This is a genomic window from Rhodopirellula islandica (assembly GCF_001027925.1).
GTDB lineage: Bacteria > Planctomycetota > Planctomycetia > Pirellulales > Pirellulaceae > Rhodopirellula > Rhodopirellula islandica.
Window position 1 is genome coordinate 31,113 of the sequence record NZ_LECT01000021.1, and the last position, 22,522, is coordinate 53,634.

General features: G+C 56.8%; 14 protein-coding genes. 9 read left to right on the top strand and 5 right to left on the bottom strand.

Annotation, left to right across the window (positions count from 1 at the left end; genetic code table 11):
• The first annotated feature begins 248 nt into the window (after nucleotides 1–248).
• From RISK_RS11055 to RISK_RS11070, 4 genes are all read left to right on the top strand, one after another.
• Nucleotides 249–506: a DUF4404 family protein gene (locus RISK_RS11055; protein WP_047814364.1), complete on the top strand. Its 258-nt coding sequence runs from the start codon at nucleotides 249–251 to the stop codon at nucleotides 504–506.
• A gap of 423 nt (nucleotides 507–929) precedes the next feature.
• Nucleotides 930–2,417 carry an ATP-binding protein gene (locus RISK_RS11060; protein ID WP_047814365.1) on the top strand — a complete coding sequence of 496 codons (1,488 nt, stop codon included), beginning with the start codon at nucleotides 930–932 and terminating at the stop codon, nucleotides 2,415–2,417.
• A complete protein-coding gene (locus RISK_RS11065) occupies nucleotides 2,410–3,549 on the top strand; it encodes a two-component system sensor histidine kinase NtrB (RefSeq protein WP_047814389.1) in 1,140 nt (379 codons plus the stop codon). The genes RISK_RS11060 and RISK_RS11065 overlap by 8 nt, the downstream gene beginning before the upstream one ends.
• On the top strand, nucleotides 3,546–4,274 hold the full coding sequence (locus tag RISK_RS11070; protein ID WP_047814366.1) for a response regulator: 729 nt from the start codon (nucleotides 3,546–3,548) through the stop codon (nucleotides 4,272–4,274). The genes RISK_RS11065 and RISK_RS11070 overlap by 4 nt, the downstream gene beginning before the upstream one ends.
• Before the next feature lie 35 nt (nucleotides 4,275–4,309).
• Here the strand turns inward: RISK_RS11070 and RISK_RS32805 are convergent, their stop codons facing one another.
• A complete protein-coding gene (locus tag RISK_RS32805) occupies nucleotides 4,310–4,666 on the bottom strand; it encodes a BON domain-containing protein (protein ID WP_201778943.1) in 357 nt (118 codons plus the stop codon).
• A gap of 184 nt (nucleotides 4,667–4,850) precedes the next feature.
• On the opposite strand from RISK_RS32805, the gene RISK_RS11080 reads away from it, so the two are divergent.
• Nucleotides 4,851–6,035 (top strand): two-component system sensor histidine kinase NtrB, encoded by a 1,185-nt coding sequence (locus RISK_RS11080; protein WP_047814368.1) that lies wholly within the window; start codon nucleotides 4,851–4,853, stop codon nucleotides 6,033–6,035.
• A 725-nt stretch (nucleotides 6,036–6,760) separates the two neighbouring features.
• Here the strand turns inward: RISK_RS11080 and ltnD are convergent.
• Nucleotides 6,761–7,660 carry an L-threonate dehydrogenase gene (gene ltnD, locus RISK_RS11085; protein WP_047814369.1) on the bottom strand — a complete coding sequence of 300 codons (900 nt, stop codon included), beginning with the start codon at nucleotides 7,658–7,660 and terminating at the stop codon, nucleotides 6,761–6,763.
• A 212-nt stretch (nucleotides 7,661–7,872) separates the two neighbouring features.
• On the opposite strand from ltnD, the gene RISK_RS11090 reads away from it, so the two are divergent.
• From RISK_RS11090 to RISK_RS11105, 4 genes are all read left to right on the top strand, one after another.
• Nucleotides 7,873–9,030: an AraC family transcriptional regulator gene (locus RISK_RS11090; protein ID WP_236696216.1), complete on the top strand. Its 1,158-nt coding sequence runs from the start codon at nucleotides 7,873–7,875 to the stop codon at nucleotides 9,028–9,030.
• A 341-nt stretch (nucleotides 9,031–9,371) separates the two neighbouring features.
• A complete protein-coding gene (locus tag RISK_RS11095) occupies nucleotides 9,372–11,726 on the top strand; it encodes a DUF1553 domain-containing protein (protein ID WP_047814371.1) in 2,355 nt (784 codons plus the stop codon).
• Nucleotides 11,727–11,834: 108 nt separating this feature from the next.
• The gene (locus RISK_RS11100; RefSeq protein WP_047814372.1) at nucleotides 11,835–13,274 is read left to right on the top strand and encodes a DUF1501 domain-containing protein; all 1,440 of its coding nucleotides are present in this window, start codon (nucleotides 11,835–11,837) and stop codon (nucleotides 13,272–13,274) included.
• Nucleotides 13,275–13,379: 105 nt separating this feature from the next.
• Nucleotides 13,380–14,066, top strand: a complete 687-nt coding sequence (locus RISK_RS11105) for a beta-xylosidase family glycoside hydrolase (RefSeq protein ID WP_047814373.1) — start codon at nucleotides 13,380–13,382, stop codon at nucleotides 14,064–14,066.
• A gap of 138 nt (nucleotides 14,067–14,204) precedes the next feature.
• Here the strand turns inward: RISK_RS11105 and RISK_RS11110 are convergent, their stop codons facing one another.
• The 3 genes from RISK_RS11110 to RISK_RS11125 form a co-directional block, all read right to left on the bottom strand.
• Nucleotides 14,205–14,891, bottom strand: a complete 687-nt coding sequence (locus tag RISK_RS11110; RefSeq protein WP_047814374.1) for a PH domain-containing protein — start codon at nucleotides 14,889–14,891, stop codon at nucleotides 14,205–14,207.
• 296 nt (nucleotides 14,892–15,187) lie between these two features.
• Nucleotides 15,188–15,853, bottom strand: coding sequence for a class I SAM-dependent methyltransferase (locus RISK_RS11115; RefSeq protein ID WP_047814375.1), 666 nt, complete (start codon nucleotides 15,851–15,853; stop codon nucleotides 15,188–15,190).
• 607 nt (nucleotides 15,854–16,460) lie between these two features.
• Entirely contained in the window at nucleotides 16,461–22,262 is a 5,802-nt protein-coding gene (locus RISK_RS11125; RefSeq protein ID WP_315852646.1) for a PVC-type heme-binding CxxCH protein, read from the bottom strand.
• Nucleotides 22,263–22,522 lie beyond the last annotated feature (260 nt).

Genomic DNA, 22,522 nt, shown 5'->3' on the forward strand with positions numbered 1-22,522 from the left:
GTAGCTTAGTACCTGGTGGTCTGGCGAGTCGTCCTTCTTTCTGCGGCAGTTGGGATTCGGGGCCCGCCCCTGATCAAGGCGGTGTTGCATACGCTCAGTCATGGCAACTGTGCTCTGGGGAGCAGCAGCGTGCGGATGAGTCCACCGCGAGGCTCGGGTTGGCATTGACGAGGGGAAATTGGGCGACGGAATGGAACGTGCATCGGAGGAAGGTGTTTTTAAGATTTTCCTTTCCGAGAGACAGCATCATGCCAGAAGCACTGGAAGACACACTGCGGCAGCTTCATGACCAGTTGGCCGAACTTGACACGTTGAATTCCTCGGAACGACAACAGCTCCAGAACGCTGTCGAGGAGATTCAAGACAGCTTGGAGCGATTCGACATTCAATCAGCCGAATTGGCCAAGCGATTTCATCGATCGACACAAAGCGTCGCATGCAACCACCCGCAATTGACCCAAACCGCCGGTCAATTTGCTGACATGCTTTCGCAGATGGGAATCTGATTCGGCCACATCCTTTCCGAGTGTCGTCCCCACGACATTGTTTTTCAGGTCGGGAAGTGGCGACTCGGTTGAGCTGGGACGGAGTGCATGGATTGCCCGAGTCGCGTCGAGGTCAGCGTTCCTTGCACTCAGGAGTCCAGCTGCGAATCGTCGTGTCGACCGATGAGAAGCTGCTGCAAAACCACTGGGGGATTGCAAACGGACGAGGAAGGGTGCGACCTCTGCGGTGACGTAGCGGGCGGTTTGTGCTGCTTGGCCAAGCCAAAAGTGCAGGGGAAGCGTTCGGAAAGTTTGCTAATTGGCCATTCGGGCATCCAGCGTGGTGCGGGAGGTACCAGGGAAAATCCTCGTCCTGTATCCTGTTGACGACAGCTTGCGACAAGTTTGACGCAATCAGATTGTTTTCATGCCGGATTCTGGGATATGGACGACGAGTTGACGATCTTGCTCGTTGAAGACGACCCGGATTCTTTAGCGAACATGATCGACATCCTGGAGATGGACGGGCATGAAATTCGAGTCGCCGGCAGCTTCGCCGAGATCCTGGATGCTGGCGTCGATCCCGCGATTGAGCTGGCAATCCTGGACCGTCGATTGCCCGATGGCCAAGTTGAAGATCATCTGGCTGGTTTGACGGAGCAATTGCCCAACGCAGAGTTCATCATTGTGACGGGCTTTGCGAACATGGAGGGCACCATCGCGTCTTTCAAGCAAGGCGTGACGGACTACCTGCTCAAACCCGTGCATCCAGACGTCATCCGGCAAAGCGTCGCTAGGATTGCGAAGCACAAGCGGGTCGAAGCGGAATTGCAGCGTGAGCAGCGATTCGCGAATCAAATCTTGGAGACAACGGAGGCGTTGATCGTTGTGCTGGATCTGGACGGACGTGTCGTCCACTTCAACAAGCAGTTTTCTGTTGTCACGGGCTGGAAGCTCGAGGAGTTGGTTCATCAGGATTACATTCGCCACTGCATTCCGCCTGCGGAACGAGAACGAGTCAGCGAGGTCTTTCGCAATTCGGTTGGTGGCGGGCGGGTCTCCGGCTTCCGCAACGGCATTTTGACGAAGGACGGCCGGGTGCGTCAAATTCGTTGGTCAGATTCGGCATTGGAAGACGCTGACGATCAGATCGAATCCTTGATCGCGATTGGAATCGATGTGACGGACATGGTCGAAGCTCAGGAGGCAGCCGCGCGAGATCACCGGCTCGCCGCGATCGGACAGACCGTTGCTGGGTTGGCGCATGAAAGTCGAAACGCACTGCACCGGATCAACGCCAGTGTCGAACTATTGCGTCTCGATGTTCCTCCTCAGACCGACATGCGCGAGGAGATCGAGTCCATCGCCAGAGCCTCGAATGAACTGGGGACGACGTTGGAAGAAGTCCGTGAGTTTGCGGCCCCGATTCGCCTGCACCTTGAAAATGCTTCACTGCCTTTCATTTGGCGACGAGTGTGGGCTTATCTGGCGAAATCGCGAGGCGTTCGCGACGCTGAATTGAACGAGACGCTGTGCGATTGTGAATGTCCCGTTGTCGTGGACGTGTTGCGGATGGAACAGGTCTTTCGCAATCTCTTTGAAAACTCGTTGGCGGCTTGTCAGGATCCCGTTCGCATTCAGCTGCAATGCCGATGCGATGGGAGTGGCAATGTTCTTCTTGATTTCGAGGACAACGGCCCTGGACTCTCACCCGAGCAACGTCAAATGGTTTTCGAGCCATTCTTCACGACCAAAGTCAAGGGAACCGGACTGGGCATGTCGATCGTTCAACGCATCGTTCATGCCCATGGAGGTGTGATCCAAATCGCTGAGCCGAAGCAGTGCGGGGCGCGGTTCGTCATTCGTTTCGGAAAACACGAGGCGACATTGGAAGATGACTGCACCGGATCACGGGAATCAAGCAATGCATGACGTCGAACAACTGGCCGTCCTGGCCTCGGTGTTACGAACAGCGGTCGATGCGATCATCATCATTGACGAACGTGGCACGATTGAGTCCGTGAATCTTGCGACGGAGCGGATGTTCGGATTTCGCGCCGATGAAATGCTCGGTCAGAATGTGAAGATGCTGATGCCATCGCCCTACCATGAGCAGCACGATGGCTACCTCGATCGCTATCAGGAAACCGGCGAACGACACATCATCGGCATCGGCCGTGAGGTGACCGGCCAGCGGAAAGATGGCAGTCTGTTTCCGCTGCATCTCGCTGTCAGCGAAGTGGAGGCGAAAGAACGAAAGCTCTTCACCGGGATCCTGCGTGACATCAGCGACTTCAAAGCAGCCGAAGCAGAACTGAAGCAGCTCAATGCGACGCTGGATCAACGCGTTCAAGACCAAGCAGCCGAGCTACAGAAGGCTCAAACAGAATTGGTGGAAAAGGAGAAGTTCGCGACCCTCGGGCGGATTTCCGGTGGGATCGCTCACGAGATTCGCAACCCACTCAACGCGATCAAAACGTCCGCTTATTATTTGCTCAACGCGAAAACGCCATCGCCGGCGAAGACCGAGGAGCATCTGAATCGAATCGACCGGCAAGTTTCGAGCATCAACAATGCGGTCACGGCACTGTCGGACCTAGCTCGTTTGCCCGATCCACAATCGAGCCCGATGGATGTCGCTGAAATGCTGGCGACAATCCTGCGTGAGTGCAAATTGCCGCAGAACATTGTTGTCACGCAAATTGTTCCAGCCGACTTGCCGAACGTGTGGGCGGATGAAAAGCAGTTGCCCATCGTTTTCAAGAATCTGATCCGCAATGCTCGGGACGCGATGAGCGAGGGCGGCGCACTCCAGTTGTCGGCTCGCCACTTGGAATCACAAGTGGTCGTCACAGTGCAGGACGATGGCATTGGAATGTCACCGGATGTGGTTCGTCGAATAGCCGAGCCTTTCTTTTCAACCAAGGCTCGCGGGATGGGGCTGGGCATGGCCATCACCACCGCCATTCTCGAAAAGAACCATTGCTCAATGGAACTGGAATCGGAACCGAACGAGGGAACCACGTTTCAAATCTCGATTCCAATCGCGGAGCAGAGCCAGTGACCGCGAAACGTGTGTTGATCGTGGACGATGACGTGGACATCTGCACGAACATCAAGGACATTCTCGATGACCTGGGGTACCAGACCGACATCGCTCATGACGGGCCGTCCGCCTTGCAATTTGTCGAATCCAGTCCCTACGACGTGGCTTTGCTCGATTATTCGATGCCTGGCATGGACGGGGCCACGCTGCATCAACAGATGGTTCAGCTCCGGCCGGAAATCACCGCGATCATGGTGACCGCTTATGCTCACGGCGATGGTGCTCAGCGAGCCCGAGACAGTGGGATTCAACAGGTGCTACGCAAACCCGTTGATCTGAAGGAGTTGCTTCCGTTGATCGAACAGGTTTCGAATGCTCCGATGGTGCTCGTCGTTGACGATGACCCCGAGTTTTGTCAAACGATGTGGCACATTTTGCGTGAACGATCGTATCGAGTTTGTTTGGCGCACAACAAAGAAGATGGCGTCCTCAAAGCGATGGGAGCCGATTACCAGATCGCGGTGGTTGATCTCAGCCTGTGCAGCGGACTGACCGACGGTTGTGAAGTCCTGCAGCGAGTCCTCGAGGTCAACCCGACCATTCGAACGATTTTGATCACGGGGCACCGCGAAGAAGCCGACGGTATCCTCGACGGCTTGAAGGCGCTCGGATTGGACGAGGTTTGTTTCAAGCCCTTGGACATGGATGTTTTGATGAGCAAAATCGACGACCGCATCTGCTGAAGCATTGTTTTCCAGTCGTGATCTCCTCGTCCGATTCACTCGGAATCGCGTGACGGGGAATCCAGCGTGATTCGCCTTGCGATGGGCAAGCGTTTTCGATTCAGCGGTTTCTTTCCGGTCACGCAAATCTGATTGAGGATCCGCAAGCTCCGCGACAGGGGGCGAACGGCCTCCTGAGCGAGTTGCTTGAGATAGAACGATGAGACGCGGCCTTGCAAGACGATCCCTTGGTCGTTGACATCGACTCGAATGCCCCGCAGTTCGCCGTGACCGACTCGCCGCATTTCTGCGTTGAACCGATCGGATACATCCCTGGTGGGACAGGCCGTTGGATGAACCGCCAATGAATTCGAGGGGAATGACTGCTTTTCGCTCAATGGAATCGCCTGCATAGGATCTTTCCGTGTGTGCATTGTGTAACCGCGAGGGGGCAGGAGTCGAAAAGGCTCCGCGAGGTCTTAGAGCGAACCCTGTGCCGAACACACGCGAAGAATGCGCCCAGGGGCGGACACCCGATGGCACTCCGTCTGCATTGCAATCCCTCCACTGAGGATCAACTTTTGGGCGGAACTAGAAATGCATATAGAAATCGACCCCCTGCGGAACAACCGCCTCGCTCGAGTGATGATGGAGGCATCGCCTGTCGCGATTGTATTGTCAAATACCAGCGGAGTTATTGAAGCAATCAATCATGTGGCCGAGGGATGGTTTGGCTACGAAGAAAAGGAATTGATCAGTCAAAAATTGGATTTGATTTTGGAGGTCGATTCAACCAGTGACGATGCGTCACACACTTCGTGCCGACCGGCACGATCGAGCGATTTGGAGCGACGTCAGCCAACCCTCCGGCGCGGACACCGACGCGACGGGTCCAGTTTTCTCGCTCAAACCTCGGTTTTCCCTCTCACCTCCGATTGGGGAGAAACTCGCTGGATCAACTTGATTGATGTCTGCCGCGATCAAGCTGGCGTGGAGGATGCCGATGTCAATCCACCGGCAGTCGATCACTTGATCGAAGGAGAGCGATTGGCGGCAGTGTTGCAGATGGCCACCGGACTGGCGCACGAGTCCAGCAACGCTTTGCAACGCGCCCAATCCTGTCTGGATTTGTTGCGTTTGGATCTCACCCATCGAGGCGAGTTGCTGGAGTTGACCGACCAAATCAAAGTCGCTTTGAACGACTTGCACCGAAACCATGAAGAGGTCAAGCATTACGCGGCGCCGATTGTTTTGAAGCGTTCGCCAGTGAATCTCAATGAACTTTGCCAACAACAATTCAAGAAGCTCGTTCAGCCAATCGCGGAGGAGTGCCCGCGAATGTGGATCGAAATCGCCGCCGGGGAGGCCGAGAGCCAACCGTCGAAGGTGGATTCGAAAGCAGACACCTGCCCGCTGGTCCACTTGGATGTCAATCGGATCGGAGAGGTGCTTCGGCGAGTGTTGGAGAATGCGATCCACGCCAGTTCTCCAGGAGGACGAATTGCGTTTGAATGTGACTGTTCACCGTCCACCGAATCGCTCTCCTCGGAATGGAAGTCGATCGACGCGTCTCCAATTCTGCTGCGTGTCCGCGACCATGGCAGTGGCCTCACGGAAGAAGTCCAGACGCGGATGTTCGAACCCTTCTTCACAACCAAGCAACGAGGCGCGGGGCTGGGACTTTCGGTTTGCCGGCGAATCGTCAAAGCTCACGGGGGAACCATTGCCGCCGCCAACCATCCCGATGGCGGGACCGTCGTTCAAATCATTTTGCCAAGGTGAGGGACGGAGGCTGGGGGAGGAAGCCATGACTCCACGCGTGGTGGTGGCCGACGAGTGTGAGGCCCGCCATGAGTGAGCATGTAGCGCAGGCAACGCTTTCCACACGGAGCCGCCCGGCTGCCAATGACGCCTAGCAGACTGTTGATTGAAAACGTTTCGCAGATCGAACGATCAGCCGACGGGCGCTAGCCGAATGGCACTGACTTCACCCTCCCTCAGGGAAGGTCGGCCCGCTTCGGGCCGGGGAGGGCGAGCCTAAAACCCGGTGTGTAGCCCTCCCCTCGCTTCGCTCGACCCTCCCAGGGGGAGGGTAAATTTGTAAAGCAAGTGCCATTGGACGCTAGCCTGGACTGCTGAACGTTTGGGGTTAAGCAGGTCGGCAGGAATGATCAAGCACAATCATGTGAGCCGTTTGGGCGTTAGCCCCGGTTGTGCGTGAAAACCGTGGCTAACGCCAACGGCTCACATACCCGATGACACCTGCGTACCTGCTTAATGGTTCTTGGGCAAGGGATGTTTGGCTTCAAAACGCCTGCATTTACAACGCAAACGGCTCCCAGAAGATGTGGGGTACAAAAAGGCAAGAGTGCCCATCCTCCATGCGTTGAAACGTCGTTGAGGACCGAGTCGACAAGCCGTCATCATTGACGCTCTGATTGCGGATGCCAAGTTATTCCTGGACTGCACCGAAGGGAGGGTGAAGTAAAACGGCACAACCGCTTGAGTCATTCATCCCCCGGCAGGTCCAGACTCGCGTTGCGAGCGTAGACCTTCGCAACAGCCGCGTCGTCTTCGCCTCCCAACCCCATTCCCGCAGCGGCCAGGAACTGCTGCAGCGCCGCGGCGGTCAACGGAGCACTGAACTTTGCATCACGAGCAATGTCCAAAACGATGCCCAAGTCTTTGGGCCAGATGTTCACTTGGCTCAGCGGTGTGTAGTCGCCAGCGGCAATGTGCGGCCCACGGTTCTCAAGCATCCAACTGGTCCCGGCACACTGCGGGATGACCTCCAGAAACTTTTCTGGCGACACGCCTTGGGTCATGCCGAACGTCATCGCTTCCGCCATCGCAGCGATGTGAAGTCCCGCCAGCAATTGATTGACCGCTTTCATCGCGGAGCCTGCACCGACCTCTCCCAACCGGAAGACAATTTCGGCCATTGCGTCGAGCGCCGGACTCGCCACCTCAAACGCTTTCTCAGGACCCGCGGCCATGATCGAGAGTTGTCCCTTGGCGGACTTAGCCGCGCCACCGGAAATCGGAGCGTCCAGGTAATGCAATCCGCAATCGTTGCACCGGTTGGCCATGTCACGGGCAAATCCAGGAGCCACAGTCGCGCAGGCGATCACGACGCTGCCCTCTTTCATCAAGGGTGCCACTCCGTCGGGGCCAAACAAAACCGCTGATGTCTGATCGGCGTTGAGGACAGCAACGACAACGATGTCCAGGGTCTCTGCGACGTCCTTGAGATCGCCGGGCTGGCCACCTTCAGCGCGAAATCGCTCGACTGGATCAGGCGAGATGTCTGCGCCCCAAACCTCATGTCCGGCCCGCAAACAGGACTTGGCCATGCCGTAGCCCATCGCTCCCAAACCAATCACAGCAATCTTCGCGGCAGTGGTCATTGATGTCTTTCTCGTCGGTGTTGTTGGACGTTGGGTCCTGCCATGAGGCAGGACAACGGGTGATGAATCATTGATTGGGGCCTCACGTAGAGACGCAAGCGTTCGGTAAGAATTGTAGGTGGGACCTCCCTTCCAACCCTGCGCAGTTGCGCACTTCTGCTACGCTCATGCGCATCGCAAAAAACCTTGGACCGCCCTTGGGATCCGGCCCCGTGACAACCACCCAACGACCACGACATGTTGGCATTCTTGTTGAGACCGACGATTCCTGGGGTCGCAATGTCGTCGAAGCCGTTTGTCGATTTGGTCGCTCGAGCGGTTGGACAGTTCTGATCTCGCCTCGTGACTCACAAGGTCGCCTGCGTTTGCCAAAGGTTTGGAACGGCGATGGCATCATTGCTTCATTGCGATCCGAGTCATCGGTCCGCCACGTCAAAAGCCTGGGTCTGCCGGTGGTGGATGTCGGCATCATGGTTCCCAAATGCGATTGGTTCGCTCGGGTCGCGACCGACGATGCCGCTCGAGCCAAGATGGCGTTTGAACATCTTCGCGATCGGGGCCTGACTCACTTTGCCTGTTATGCACCGCCGATTGGTCGCTACTCGGACGTGCGATCCGCGGCGTTTGTCCGTGCCGTGACCGATGGCGGATACGAGTGCGCCATGTACGAAGCTCCCCACGACGAAAACGCTGGTTGGTTGACGAACTATTCCAATGTGCGTCGTTGGCTGACCACCCTTCCGCGTCCGCTGGGGATCTTTGCCGCCGATCCCTACCCGGCAAGACAACTGGTTGAGATCTGTTCGGCCGACTCGATCGGAATCCCCGACGAATTGGCGGTGTTATCGGGGGACGACGATGAACTGCTGTGCAATGTCGCCTCGCCCCAGATTTCGTCAGTCGAACTGGCCAGCCACCAGATCGGCGAAACGGCTTCACGAATGCTCGCGAAAATGATGAACGGGGGTGCGACGCCGAAACGCGAGCGGTTGATTCCTCCGCTCCAGGTACGAGGCCGACACTCCACCGATATCCTTGCGATACCGGACGACGAAATCGCGGAAGTCCTGCGTTACATCCGCGACAAGGCTCGCGATGGCATCACCGTCGCGGACTTGCTGAACAAGTTTCCCATCTCACGAAGAAGGCTGGAACAACGTTTTCGTGCGGAGCTCAATCGCAGTCCCGCCGAAGAGATCCGTCGGGTTCGCATGGCACATGTCGGTCGGCTGTTGCTGGATTCGGACAAATCCATGACCACCATCGCGGCAGAATCCGGGTTCGCATCGGGTGCTTCTTTATCGCAAGCGTTTCGCCAGCACTTCGGCACCACCCCCGGCGACTATCGACGTCAGAACCACGGCACCTGATTGGAGCAAAACGCGATTTATGAAAAATCGCAAGTGATTTGCGTGTCTGCGAATTGCTGTTGGTTTTGGTTCGCCTATCCTAATGCTTCCCTTCGACACCACTGACGCCACTTAAGCAGGTCGGCAGGAATGATCGGGCATCATCATGTGAGCCGTTTGGGCGTTAGCCCCGGTTGTACGTGGGAGCAACGACGCTTACCGAAACAGTCCAAATGCCGAAAGACTCCTGCCGACCTGCTTAGAGTCACCGACAATGCCGCAGCGGCATCGCTGAAACGCTTCCTCGTTAGGGGGCGTGATGTCGTCTGCCTCCCACCTCCAATCCCCTGCAGGGAACACGCATGAACGGCTTTCCCATGCCTTCTCCGTTCGATCGCTGCTCCCAGTTCATCGCGATCTGCCTTGGACTGCTCCCCAGCATTGCCCTGGGGCAAGACTCAACACCGCCCACCTCCAACAAAGAGCTTCCAGCCGGATACGCCCCGATCGACTTTGTTCGTGAGATCCAACCGATCCTGCGTGACAACTGCTACGAGTGCCACGCCGGCACCACGGAAGAAGGCAGCCTGAACCTTGGTGTCAAAACCAAGGCGTTGCAGGGTGGCGACAGCGGCGAGGTGATTCAACCAGGCCACAGCGACGACAGCCTGCTCATCGAATTGGTATCCGGTGGCGCAGACAACGCGTTGATGCCGCCGGAAGGTTCGGATCCCCTGACGGACGAACAGGTTGCCTTGCTGCGTGCCTGGATCGATCAAGGTGCGCCGTGGCCTGACGGCGCGGATGTCGTGGATCCCAAAATGCAGCGAGCCAAAACTCACTGGGCCTTTCAACGGTTCCAGCAAGTGAACCCGCCACAGCGGTCATCGAGCGACGATTGGTCCAAGGGTCCAATCGACCTGTTTGTGAAACGGAGTTTGGAAAAGGCCGGCCTTCGGCCCGCGCAGCCTGCCGATGCACGAACGCTGGTGCGGCGACTGTACTTTGATCTCGTGGGATTGCCGCCGTCTCCCGCACAAACCCGCCAGTTCCTTGTCGCTCATGCCGAACATCCCGACTCCGCCATTCAAAATTTGGTGGACGAATTGCTTGGCTCGCCACGATACGGTGAGCGTTGGGGCAGGCACTGGCTCGACGTCGCTCGTTACGCCGACAGCGACGGACAAGAAGCGGACATGGACCGCCCACATGCCTATCACTACCGCGATTTTGTGATTCAGGCATTCAACGACAACATGCCGTACAACCAATTTGTGCGTTGGCAAATTGCCGGGGATGAGATCGAACCGGAGAACGATGCCGCGGTGTCCGCCACTGGTTTCCTGACGGCGGGCACGTCGTTCAAGCTGCCCGATTCGTTCCTCGAAAGCGAACGCCTCGCGAATCGCTACAACGAATTGGACGATGTGATTTCGACACTCGGGTCTGGCATGCTCGGGATCACGGTCGCCTGCGCTCGCTGCCACGATCACAAATACGATGCGTTCTCAGCGAAAGAGTACTACCAACTGCTGGGCGTCTTCCACAGCGGCGATCGCGTGTCGGACAAGTTGCCCAGTGGGAAAGACGGATTCTTTTTTCGCGACTTTGGCAAGGAACGTGAAACGACTTGGCTGTTCCGTCGCAGCGACTTCTATGACCGCGAAATTGAAGTCGACATCGGGTTCCCAGCCATGCTGTCATCCGGAGTCGATGCTCATGACTACTGGCAAAAAGCCAAGGAAGCCTACGACGAACTCGGCGAACCCAAGAGCACCCTGCAGCGCCGTGCCCTGGCCGATTGGATCACCGACACTGACCATGGCGGCGGAGCGTTGCTGGCCCGTGTCATTGTCAATCGGGTTTGGCACCATCACTTCGGCAAGGGGCTCGTGCCAACAACGGGTGACTTCGGCGTCAATGGAGACGCACCGTCACACCCTGAATTGCTTGAGTACTTGACCAACGCATTCGTCGAAAGTGGCTGGAGTCTCAAGACTCTGCACCGCGAAATTCTCGGCAGTGCCGTTTGGCAGCAAGCCAGCACCCGGGAAGCGACTGACAAACGAGGTTTGGAAATCGACCTCGGCAATGAACTGTTGTGGAAGATGAATCCGCAGCGTCTCGAAGCGGAAATGATGCGAGACGCGATGCTTGCCGTCAGCGACACACTCAGCCTGCAAGCCGGCGGACCAGGGTACAAACCCTACATCGCTCCGGAAGCCAACCTGGCCAGAAACATCCAAGGCGAACGCTATCCCAAAGACGCGCCCGACGACGCCACAACCCGGCGGCGTAGTGTCTACATGTTCCACAAACGCTTGATTCCTTATCCGATGTTTCAAGCGTTCGATCGGCCCGACCTGATGACCAGTTGCGCGCGAAGACAGAACACGACCGTGGCACCTCAAGCCATGGTGATTCTCAATGATCGCTTTGTTCGCACCGTGGCAAGGGACTTTGCAAACCGATTGATCGAAGAGCACCCCTGGGATTCGGTGTCCGATGATTCAGAACTGGAACCGGTCATTGCCGAAGCGTTTGAGATGTCCTTTGCGAGGTTGCCAACGGACGTCGAAGTCGAAGCTTCCATGCAATTCATCGAAGCACAAACGATCGCGAGAACGGAACGAGAGGAGCAAGATCCACGGATCGAAGCACTGGCCGACTTTTGCCAGTCGTTGTTCGGACTCAATGAATTCATCTACATCGATTGAATTTCAGGCCCCGTACGATGGGCTTCCAAGCCCGTCGAAACAACTCAACAACCGCCGGCAACCAACCGCATCATTCAATAACTTACATTGAGTCAGAGGCGAACCAAAATGACCAATCATTCACAACTGTTTCCCTGCGGTCGCGTCGCCAACATGCTCAGCCGCCGCGAATGGCTGTGCCGGGCGGGTGCCGGCGCAGGGATGATCGGTCTGGCCAATCTGATGGCCGAGCAAAATTTGTTGGCCGCACCACCGACGAATGACCTATCCGATCCCATCACTTCGCTGGCACCGCGACCGGGCCACTTCCCCGCGAAAGTGAAGTCGGTCATCTGGTTGTTCATGGAGGGTGCGCCCAGCTCAGTCGACATGTTCGATCCCAAGCCCGAACTCGACAAACGAGACGGCGACACCACCGACATCCAAGCGTTCTTTGGCAACCCGGGACCGCTGATGAAGTCACCGTTTTCGTTCCAACAACATGGCGAAAGCGGGCAGTGGGTTTGCGACAAATACACCCACGTGGCGAAACACGTCGACAAGATGGCGTTCATCAAATCGTGCTACAGCGAATCGAACGATCACGTCCCGGCGATCTACCAAATCAACAGCGGGCTGCCACGTCCGGGATTCCCCACCGCAGGAGCTTGGGTGACCTATGGACTGGGCAGCGAAAACCAAAACCTTCCCGGCTACGTCGTGATGGGCAACACGCAAGGTGCCAAAGGCGGACCTCACAATTGGGGTGCAGGCTTTCTCCCATCAACCTTTCAAGGCACGCTCTTCCGATCCCAAGGTGCACCGGTTCTCAACCTCAACCGACAACCTCAAATCACCAAACAAGACCAAGTCGCACAGCTCGACTTGATGGCCAAGCTGAACGACGAACACATGCGACGTCACACCCGCGACGCCGAGTTCGCCAACCGCATGAATTCGTTTGAATTGGCGTTTCGAATGCAGAAAGAAGCGACCGAGGTTGTCGATCTTTCGCGAGAAACAAAGGCCACGCAACAGCTCTACGGGATCGACAACCCCAGGTCCAAATCGTTTGGGTCCAAGTGCTTGATGGCACGCCGACTCGTCGAGAGCGGCGTTCGGTTCGTGCAGGTCTACAGCGACGGCGAATGGGACGCTCACAGTGACCTCGAGGAGAACCACACCCATCACTGCGCCGCCACCGATGTCCCCGTCGCTGGATTGCTTTCCGATTTGGAACAACGCGGGTTGCTCGATTCGACCCTCGTGATCTGGGGCGGCGAGTTTGGCCGCATGCCGATCTCGCAAAACGGCAAGGGACGCGACCACAATCCCAAAGGCTTCATGCAATGGATGGCGGGGGCCGGTATCAAAGGTGGCGTCAGCTACGGCGAGACCGATGAGATTGGATACGAGGCCGTTGAGAATCCCGTCAGCGTGAACGATCTGCACGCCACGATCCTGCACCTGCTCGGCCTGGATCACGAACGCCTCACCTACTTCCACAACGGACGCAGCTACCGACTGACGGATGTCGCTGGCAAAGTCATCCAGGAGATTCTCGCCTAAACTTGATCACGTCCGTGGGCAACTCAACATGGCAGCAAGTGGGCATAGCGGATTGAAAGTACAATCAACCTTCCCCACCCAACTCCCCGCCAAGAACAAGCTGATATGTGCCGAATCCTTCTGTGTTCCATTGGATTGATTGCCGCCTGGCTGCCTTCCGCCACCCCAGCAGCCGAACCGATCACCAAGTCGTTTGTGGACGGGATGAGTGACCAATGGCGATGGGTGCGAGAGAACAAGGCCGGCTGGAAATTCACCCAAGATGGCCTGCAAGTCTTGATCGAACCAGGCAACATGTGGGGCAAAGACAACGACGCGAAGAACGTCTTGCTCCACCCCATCCCTGATACTTGGAAAGAAGCCGTTGACGTTCGCGTGCAGATCACGCAAGCACCCAAGAAACGCTGGGAACAAGCCAACTTGGTTTGGTACTACAGCGATTCAACGATGGTGAAGCTCGGCCTGGAACTTGAAAACGGCACGACCAACATCGTGATGGGCCACGAAACGAATGATCGGGCACGCACCATCGCCATCATTCCTTACCCTGCCGAGACGGTGCAATTGCGATTCGTCGTCAAAGGCTCACAACTTCTCGGGCAATACCGACAACCAGGCACCGACTGGAAACCGGTTGGAAAGACCACCTTGCCCTCCCAAACCTCCACTCCCGCTCCGCACGTCAGCCTGCAGTTCTACATGGGAGAAGCCGACTCCAATCGTTGGGCAACGGTTTCAAACTTTCAAATGTCCCCACTCAGTGAACAAGGCACTTCTCCGGCTCACAACTGACAGTTGCCGTTCACACCAACAGGGCTGACCTTCATCCGGTGCGAATCAGGACAAGTGGCGATCAGACCGCTGCCAACACCGAGATCGAGTTCGTGTCTGCTACCGAAAGCTCGCGTCCAAGCAACTCACCGCGAAAGCTCAATCCTGATTTTCGCGAATGAGATCGATGATTCGTTTGGGGTGGGGAAGGCCTTTGGCGACAACCTCCAAATCGTCTTGCCCCGAACTGGAGATGCCAATGCCACCCACATTCAGCAAACGTTGAACAAACGATTGATCGAGTTGAATGTTGCGAACGTCGTCGTGCTGCACCTCCGACGTCTCCCGCGAGACGATGCCTTCCCGGTAGACCGTTCGATCATCGGTGACGGTCAAAGTGGTGAACCGGCTCAACAGCGTCCAGTAGCCAATCACCCCCGCAGTCACGATCAAGGCAGCCGCACTCAACCAAACCACGATCGAGGCTGGTCCGATCACCGCCATCTCATCCAATGCGTAACCCGCCAAGGACATCCCAGCCACTGACATCAGAATCAGCACTGCGGCGACGATACCGACGACTGAAAAAACAAGCGTCGCGATTGGGCGGGCTCGAAAGACGACTGGATGAACTTCCACCAGCGTGCGTTCTTCTGGCTCCGATGCCATCCTGTTTTCGCGAGCCGTTTTCTCGTCGACTTCATGAACGGCGGTGACAACGGCCGTCGGCATCTCCATCTCGAACGGTTTTTCACAACTGGGACAAAGCACAGGGCCATCTAAATGCTCGATCGTGCTATCGACTTCGTGGTGGCAGTACGGGCACTGCGTGGTGAGAACTTGCATGGGTAAAATTTCCGGTACGAGTGGACGGTTCGACGGTATCGAAGCAGGTCGACAGGAGTCTGTCGGCGTTTGAAATGTCTTGGCAAGCGTGGTTGCTTCCACGTCCAACCGGGGCGATTGCCCAAACGGCTCACATGGTGATGCCCGATCATTCCTGCCGACCTGCTTCGCAATGCACAACCAATGCACATCACATACCGAACAGGCTTCCTCTCGCGATCCTCGAAATCGTTTCTCCGCGCCGGCCGTCGGAATCCATTTCCTCCGCGTCCACTATGTTCGCTGCATTCTCACGCTCACGGGGAGACACTTCTCTTAATGGCCCCATTGTTTTTCACATTGGATTTTGGCATGCACACCTTGGTCCAGGTGTACAACGTCAGCGGTGGAAGATTCATGGGAACGGCTTCGGTCTCCGCCGGTCCAAACAGAGGCCGAGCAAATTCGTTGACATGGTCTCGAATCTGATAAGCAATGAACACTCCGCCCGGCCGCAAGACTTGATGGATCGACTGAGCGATCGTCTTCGCAATTGTCGGCGGCATGCTACTGAATGGAATCCCCGAGACGACCACATCGGCCAATCCGAACTCATGCTTCATCACCAGATCGGTGAGAGCACAAGCGTCGCCCATCACCACCTCGAGTCGCGGATCGTGAATCGCCTGCAGAGGCTTTGAAAAAACAGTCGATTTTTCGACCACCATCAGCCTCGCATCAGGCCGCATGAACTCCAGCAGGGTTTGCGTTGTCCCGCCTGCTCCTGGCCCTAGTTCGATGACGTTGCGAGCGTTTTTCACGCAATCGCGGTTGGCAAGTTTTCGAGTCAGAGACGGGGAACTCGGACAAAGAGTCGCGACGTCCAACGGGGCCTGACTCCACGCCTTCAACACGTAGTAGGCACGCTTCATGAACGTCGGTCCGGTACTCGCTACATCTGCCCCTGCAGTGATCGCATGCATCTCGCATCCACCTCAATGTACATCGAATGTTCTCTCCCCGAGAAACGCGAACGCTCCGCTTGTCATTCAGGGTGATAGGCGGCCGACCCTCGACCACATTGGGACAGGTAAGCAATCCGCGTGCCATCGCCGCACCAAGCTTCCACCACCGCCGCATTCTTCAAACGCGGGTAGTGAGCTCCATTGGCGAATCACTCGGGACACTGCTTCGACGAACCAGCGAGAACGAACTGCCACTGTAACCGTGGCCAATCCCCCATAGCACTGTTCAAAGCCCGGCGGTCGCTTGGACCTGATGCTGGCAACGGATCGGGAATCCATCCCCTCACAGCCTGTTGATTGAGTCAGCCGAACGCGATCGCGTTCGGTTCGTCTCCGGGAACCGTGGGCTGGCGCTGGACTGCGAAATCTTTGCGATTGGCACTCCAACAGCGGATGCCATTTTTCTTCCGGCTTCTGCCTTTCTTCATCCTTACCGGGATGAAAACTTGCGTGAACCATTACGCTCCACAACATCAATCATTTCGCGGTCCAGGCGAACGCCCAAACGGCTCACATGGTTGTGCCCGATCATTCCTGCCGACCTGCATCACGATGCAGACCGTTTTCACTCCTCCGAATGGGAACCCGACGTCGGCAAAATCTCGAGCTGAAGATTGCGGAAACGAACTTCGGTTTTGCCTCCACTGTGAAGCTGAAACGCGATGATGCCTCGATGGGCTCCCATCGGGTCTTCCATGTTCACGCATTCCTTGCCGTTGATCAGCGTGCGAATGTGGTGGCCGTTGGCGATGACTTCGTAGGTGTTCCAATCGCCGAGCTTCACGTGTTCTTCTCCGGACTCGCTCCACAGCAGGGCTCTGCCGTGTTCCTCGTAAAGCTTGCCCCACCAACCCGCTCCGATATCTGCTTGGTACCCACTGACTTCACCGTCATGAGCCTTGCTCCGGAATTGAATGCCACTGTTGCCCGCGTTGTCGAGCAACTTGACTTCCAGCGTCAGGTGAAAGTCTTCCGCGGACAGATCGCTGACAATCCATTCGTTGCGTTTCAACCCCTCCGTTCGGCCAACCAGTTCACCGTCTTCCACTGACCACAATCCATCGGTGCCACTCCAGCCGGTCAGGTCGCGACCGTTGAAAATCGCCCCGGCGTTGTCGGGATTGGCGAGCATCGCCGTCTGTTGTTTTCCCTGCAAGTAAGCGATCAGAGAGCGCACTTCCAACGGACTGAATTGTTTCAATTGGTCATCGGGCATCATCGACTTCTCACTCTCCCGACGAACCTCGATTTCCTCCTTCGGGATGACGATCAAAGCATCCGAGGTTTGCAATGTGATGCTGTTGCGATCCTCTGCTTTGACCAATCCATTCACCACTCTGCCGTCATCGGTGAGGATGATCGTCGGCATGTACTCTTTGGCCATCACCGCGCTGGGGTCGACAATGTTGCTGAGCAAGTAATCGATGTTGGCTCGGTTCGATCCCGTCAAATCAGGCCCAACTTTTTGCCCGACGCCGTAAAGCACGTGACACTTCATGCAGGTCTTGGCAAAAATCGCTCGGCCAAGTTCAGAATCCGCGGGTGGATGAGCCTCGGACGCGACCAGGGTTTTCATCTCCGCGATCAGTTTCAATTTGTCGCTGGCGGACTCTCGGACCGTCCCCCAAACACTCTCCAGCAGCGAATCAATTTCGTCGCTCTTCAAGAACTGCAACTGGCGAACCAAATCGGCTGTCAGTTCGGAATTGGCAACCTGCTTGACATCGATCGCCTTCAGCAACGCCACTCCCGATGAGGCCCGTCCACAGAGCGTCCCCAGTGCCAGGCGTCGCTCGTTGAGTGAGAAATCGGCGTACGCGTCCAGCAAAGCCGGAGCGACTGCAGGGTCGCCATACTGGGCAAGCCCACGGATGGATGCCTCACGCAGCGGGCCTTCACTCTCCAGCAACGAAGACAGGGTCGGCACCAATCCAGGGTCGCCAGCGTCGAGCAAGGAACGCAGGGCAACAAGTCGAGTCTTGGCGTCGCCTGCGTTGTCCTCGACCTGCGAACGCATCGCGGCAAAGGCAGCGGAATCACCAAAGGTCACACCGAGCGCAATGACTTGCAGACGCACAGCGGCATCATCACTCGAAAGCAGGCCCGCCGAGACCGTCGTCCATTGCGGGGGTGCAGTCACCTGCCGACGGCCCACCAACGCGGCGCGAATGGCGTTCAAAAACGTGAGTTGCAACTCAGGCGACTTGGCCTCGCCAAGTCCCTCGACCAAAGCGGCCAGAGACGAATCTGCTCCGCCGCTTCCAATGCGACGCAACATGAACTCTCGAAGCAGCGGGATGTTGTTGCCTGCCGACATTGCCAACGCGAGTGCGCGTCCGGTGTCCTCCTCGGTCAACGGCTCTGCGGCGTACCAGTACATCAACGCGAGATTGTGGTCGTCCCGATCTTCTGCATGCCCGGTGAGGGCGGTGAGCAGATCCCATCGCTGTTCCAAAGGAAGTTTCTGAGCGGCGGAGGCGAGATACAGCCGAACGACCTGGGATTCGTCGGTGTGAGCAAGATCGACCAAACGAGCGAGCAGCTTCGGATCCGCTTTCGCGTTCTCGAGTGCGAGTTGGACAGCCCATCCGCGAACATACGGACTCGCGTCGGAAAGCATCGAGTGCAGGTTGCTGTTCGTGAGGCCACTGATCACATGCAACGCCCAAGCGGCCCGCAATCGACGTGTGTCGTGCTCGTTTCCGGCAAGCACTTCATTCAAAAAGGCCACCGCTGAATCGTCCATCGAACGCATGGTCGCCCGTTCCTGCAAATTGCGCCGCGAATGCCGGACATACCAATCGTTTTCGTGAAGCGTCAGTTGGGCGAGCTCAAGGTCGCTCATCGAGTCAAGCGACTTTGGCGGAGCCGACGTTTCTGACTTGCCATAGTGGATCTTGTAGATCCGCCCATTGGTTCGGTCGTGAATGTCCGCTTCGCGTCGGTGGCAGGCTTGCATGTCGTACCAATCGATCATCCATGCATTGCCATCGGGGCCATACCGAAAGTTCAGTATCTGAGACGCTTGGTCGCCCGTCAGCAAAAAGTCCGGGCCGTGACTGCCAACAAAGCCGGAACCGTTTGGTCGCAGCACATCCATGTTCAGACGCTGCCCGTGAATGTTGTTCATGAACAACTGATTGCGATACTGCTGGGGCCACTTGCCGCCGAGGTAGATCATCGCTCCGGCATGAGCATGGCCTCCACCGGCTGCATCCGATTTGCTGTTGCCACTGTGCGGGGTTGATCCCAGATAGTGCAAGTGATCGGCAATCGTGGGAATGTCACGGTAGGTGTAGGGATTGAAGTGACGTCCACCTTGCCGCTGGTAACGTGCCCCTTGGATGATGTGATACAGATGAGGAATCACACAGGCGGTGATGAAAGCCTGCCCGTGATCGTCGAAATCAACTCCCCACGGATTGCTGGTTCCGTTTGCAAACACGTCAAATTCGTGCCGAACCGGGTGGTAACGCCACACCGCGCAGTTCAGCGGTGTGCGTTCTGCGTCGGGTGTCCCTGGCTTGCCGACTTTGGAATGCGTGAACACACCATGGCAACCGTACAACCAACCGTCCGGTCCCCAAACAAACGTGTTGAGCGTCTCGTGTGTGTCTTGGTATCCCCAACCATCCAGCAAAATCTGCGGCGCGGAGTCCGGCTGGTCGTCGCCGTTGCGGTCAGGAATGAACATCAAGTAAGGCGCCGCGCCGACCCACACCCCACCGAAGCCGACTTCCAGCCCACTGACAAGATTCAATCCTTCCACGAACACCTTGCGGCTATCGAGAGAACCATCGCCGTCTGTGTCTTCAAAGATCAGGATGCGGTCACGGCCCTGGTCGCCTGTTGCGCGGATCGGATACTCGTACGCTTCGGCGACCCACACTCGGCCTCGATCATCAATGGCCATCGCGATGGGTTGCTGCACCTGAGGTTCAGCGGCCCCAACGGTGACGGAAAAGCCATCGGGCAACGTCATTGCCTCAGCCGCTTGCTGAGCGGAAAGCCCAGCGTGTGGGTACTCGTCTGCCGCCAGAGCAATCATCTGCGGCGTCACTTCCGCTGGCTTGGATGAGTGCAGGCGAAAATGGTCGAAATTCAGATGCCCCCAACCACCACGGTGCTCATCAACGATCCGGATCATGATTTCCTGACCGATGAGTGGATTCAAGTCGACCGTGATTTGCCGCAGCGTTTCCCTCTTCGTGCCAAAGATTTGATAGAACGCTTTGCCGGTGTCCTTTCTGACCAGCTCCACACGAGTCTTCTCGCCATCACCTCCGTTGGCCAAAAACGTGGCGTATCGATGAGTCACCAAAAAAGGGGCGGACGTCAGCGAGCCAGTACCTTTGTCACCAAACTTCTCGAAGCCGCCTATCCAATACTCACCCTGATGGTTGCTCTTCATGTCCGCTCGACGACCAGCAACCGTGTCCCCTTTGATTGGCTGCCCCTCCCACGCGTTTCCCTCTGCGGTCCAGTCGGCCAGCGTGCCAGTTTCGAAGTCGAGGTTCAACTCGCGTCCAGCGATTGACTTCGGCTTGATTCCCACGGGAGCAGCGCCCATCGCTTTCGATTTCACTGACGTTCCGGCAACAAAACTGCCATCGGATTGTTTGATTCGCAGGTAATCCAACGCAAACATGTAGGCCTTCTTGGCCTTGGGATTGGCGCCCACCATTCGCACGTTCAACGCGTGTTGTTTTCCTTCGACAGCGATCTTTGGAAAGGACAGGACTCCCGTCGTCACCACGTTGCCGCTGTACAGGTCGATGGGCGGCCCCAGCGGTTGGTCATCCAGCGTCAGTTGCACGATGCCATAGTCGCCCGCACAGGTGAGCACGACTTCGATGTCGACGGTTCCAGTGAACTCTGGCAGGGGAAGCTTCAACGAGTCGGCCGGCTTGGCCCCGGTCCACCATAGTTGCGACTGGTTGCTCCACTGATCCGCGCTGAAACCCGACATGTCCTGAGCCTTTGCCGATCCACCGGTCGGCTCGCCTGTCAACGTTTCCCCTTCAATCGCGCCGGGCACCTGCCCCGTCTCACTGTCGAGCTTCGATTTCGGACCACGCAACGCCTCGGCGCCTTCGACCCGCGGCAGCTTTGGTCCGGTGTAGACCTTCGGCTGCGCCGCTTTGTACTCCGCCTCACTGACCGACTTCACCTGATGCGTCAAAACGTGTGCCCCAAGCATTCCCCCGACAACGATGTCCGGAAGTTGGTCCTGATTGACATCGACGATCGAAACCTGCCGACCGATTCCTGCCTCCCCATCAGCCTTGAATGGGACCCATTCCACGCCGTCTTTGCCGCGTTTCAGTTGGAACCAATAGACAACCGCCCCGGCATCCCACTGAGCGCTCTGGCGGTGATGCGACCAATAGGTTTTGCCGGTAACAATGTCCTTCAACCCGTCCCCGTCGATGTCGGCCAAGGCCACCGAGTGCAATTCGCTGAACGCGATGCCGTATTTGTTCTCGGAGGGGTGTTCTCCCATGATCAAGTGATGCTTGAACGTGGGCTCGTTTTTGTCGCTGCTTGGGATCTGTTCGTACCAGGCCAACCCAAAATCATGCGCGCGATGACCTGTGATGATGTCATTGTCCCCGTCACCGTCGACATCGTAGGCGTACATTTCCGCGCCGCCGTACCCTTCGCTCAGGGAAACCGGATGATGAAACCAGCGTGATGTCAGTTGGTGCGTCAACGGTTGCTCGAACCAACCCTGTGAATGGATCAAGTCTTGCCGCCCATCTCCATTGACGTCACCAATCCCCAACCCATGACCAAACTTCTTGGGGGCGACCTGTTCCGAAATCGGATGAAACTCCCAGGCCTCAAAAGGACGGTCCCAATCGACGGTCGCAAAACCAAAGAACCCATCTCGCGTGCAGATCAGTTCCGGTTTCTCATCGCCCACGATGTCGATCCATTGCGGCGACTCATTGGACACCCAGTCGAACACCTGATGCTTTGCCCAGTGTTTGTCCCAATCATCTTTCCCGGGGTTTTCGTAGACGTAGGCGGGTGTCCCTGGAAATCCAACGACAAAGACATCGTTGAACCCGTCGCCGTTGAAGTCATGCAGCCAACTGAAGAAGTTGTCCGCATAACGATTCATGTTCTGTGGAACGGGTGGGTAGATTTCATGCTTCGCGGTGAAGTCAGGGCCTTCAAACCAATGCGGTCCATAAACGATGTCCACCACGCCATCGCCGTTGATGTCAGCGGAATTTGCACCTTCGGAGAAGTAGGTGTTCGTCAGTTGTTGTCGTTCGAACGAGTGAACGGTGACCTCCTCGGCCGTCGCCGACAACGGCAACGCGAGGACGACCAACAACAGAATTCGAATCACAATCATTTTAAGAGACCCAGGAGGGAATGTTGTCATGCACATCGACGTTGTGCTGACGGCGGGACGAAATCCAAGCTGAAACCCAATACGGAAACGTCGGACCGAACAGTCTTATCGCGTCGGCGGTTGCAGTGTCCGTAAAATTTCACACTTTACCCGTTATCATGCGATAAAACTCGACTGCGATGCCTGGCGTGTTGATGTGGCCTCCGCCTTTGCCCCGCAATGGCATTGCAACTTCGCTATAGTGGGCCTCGTCACATTCA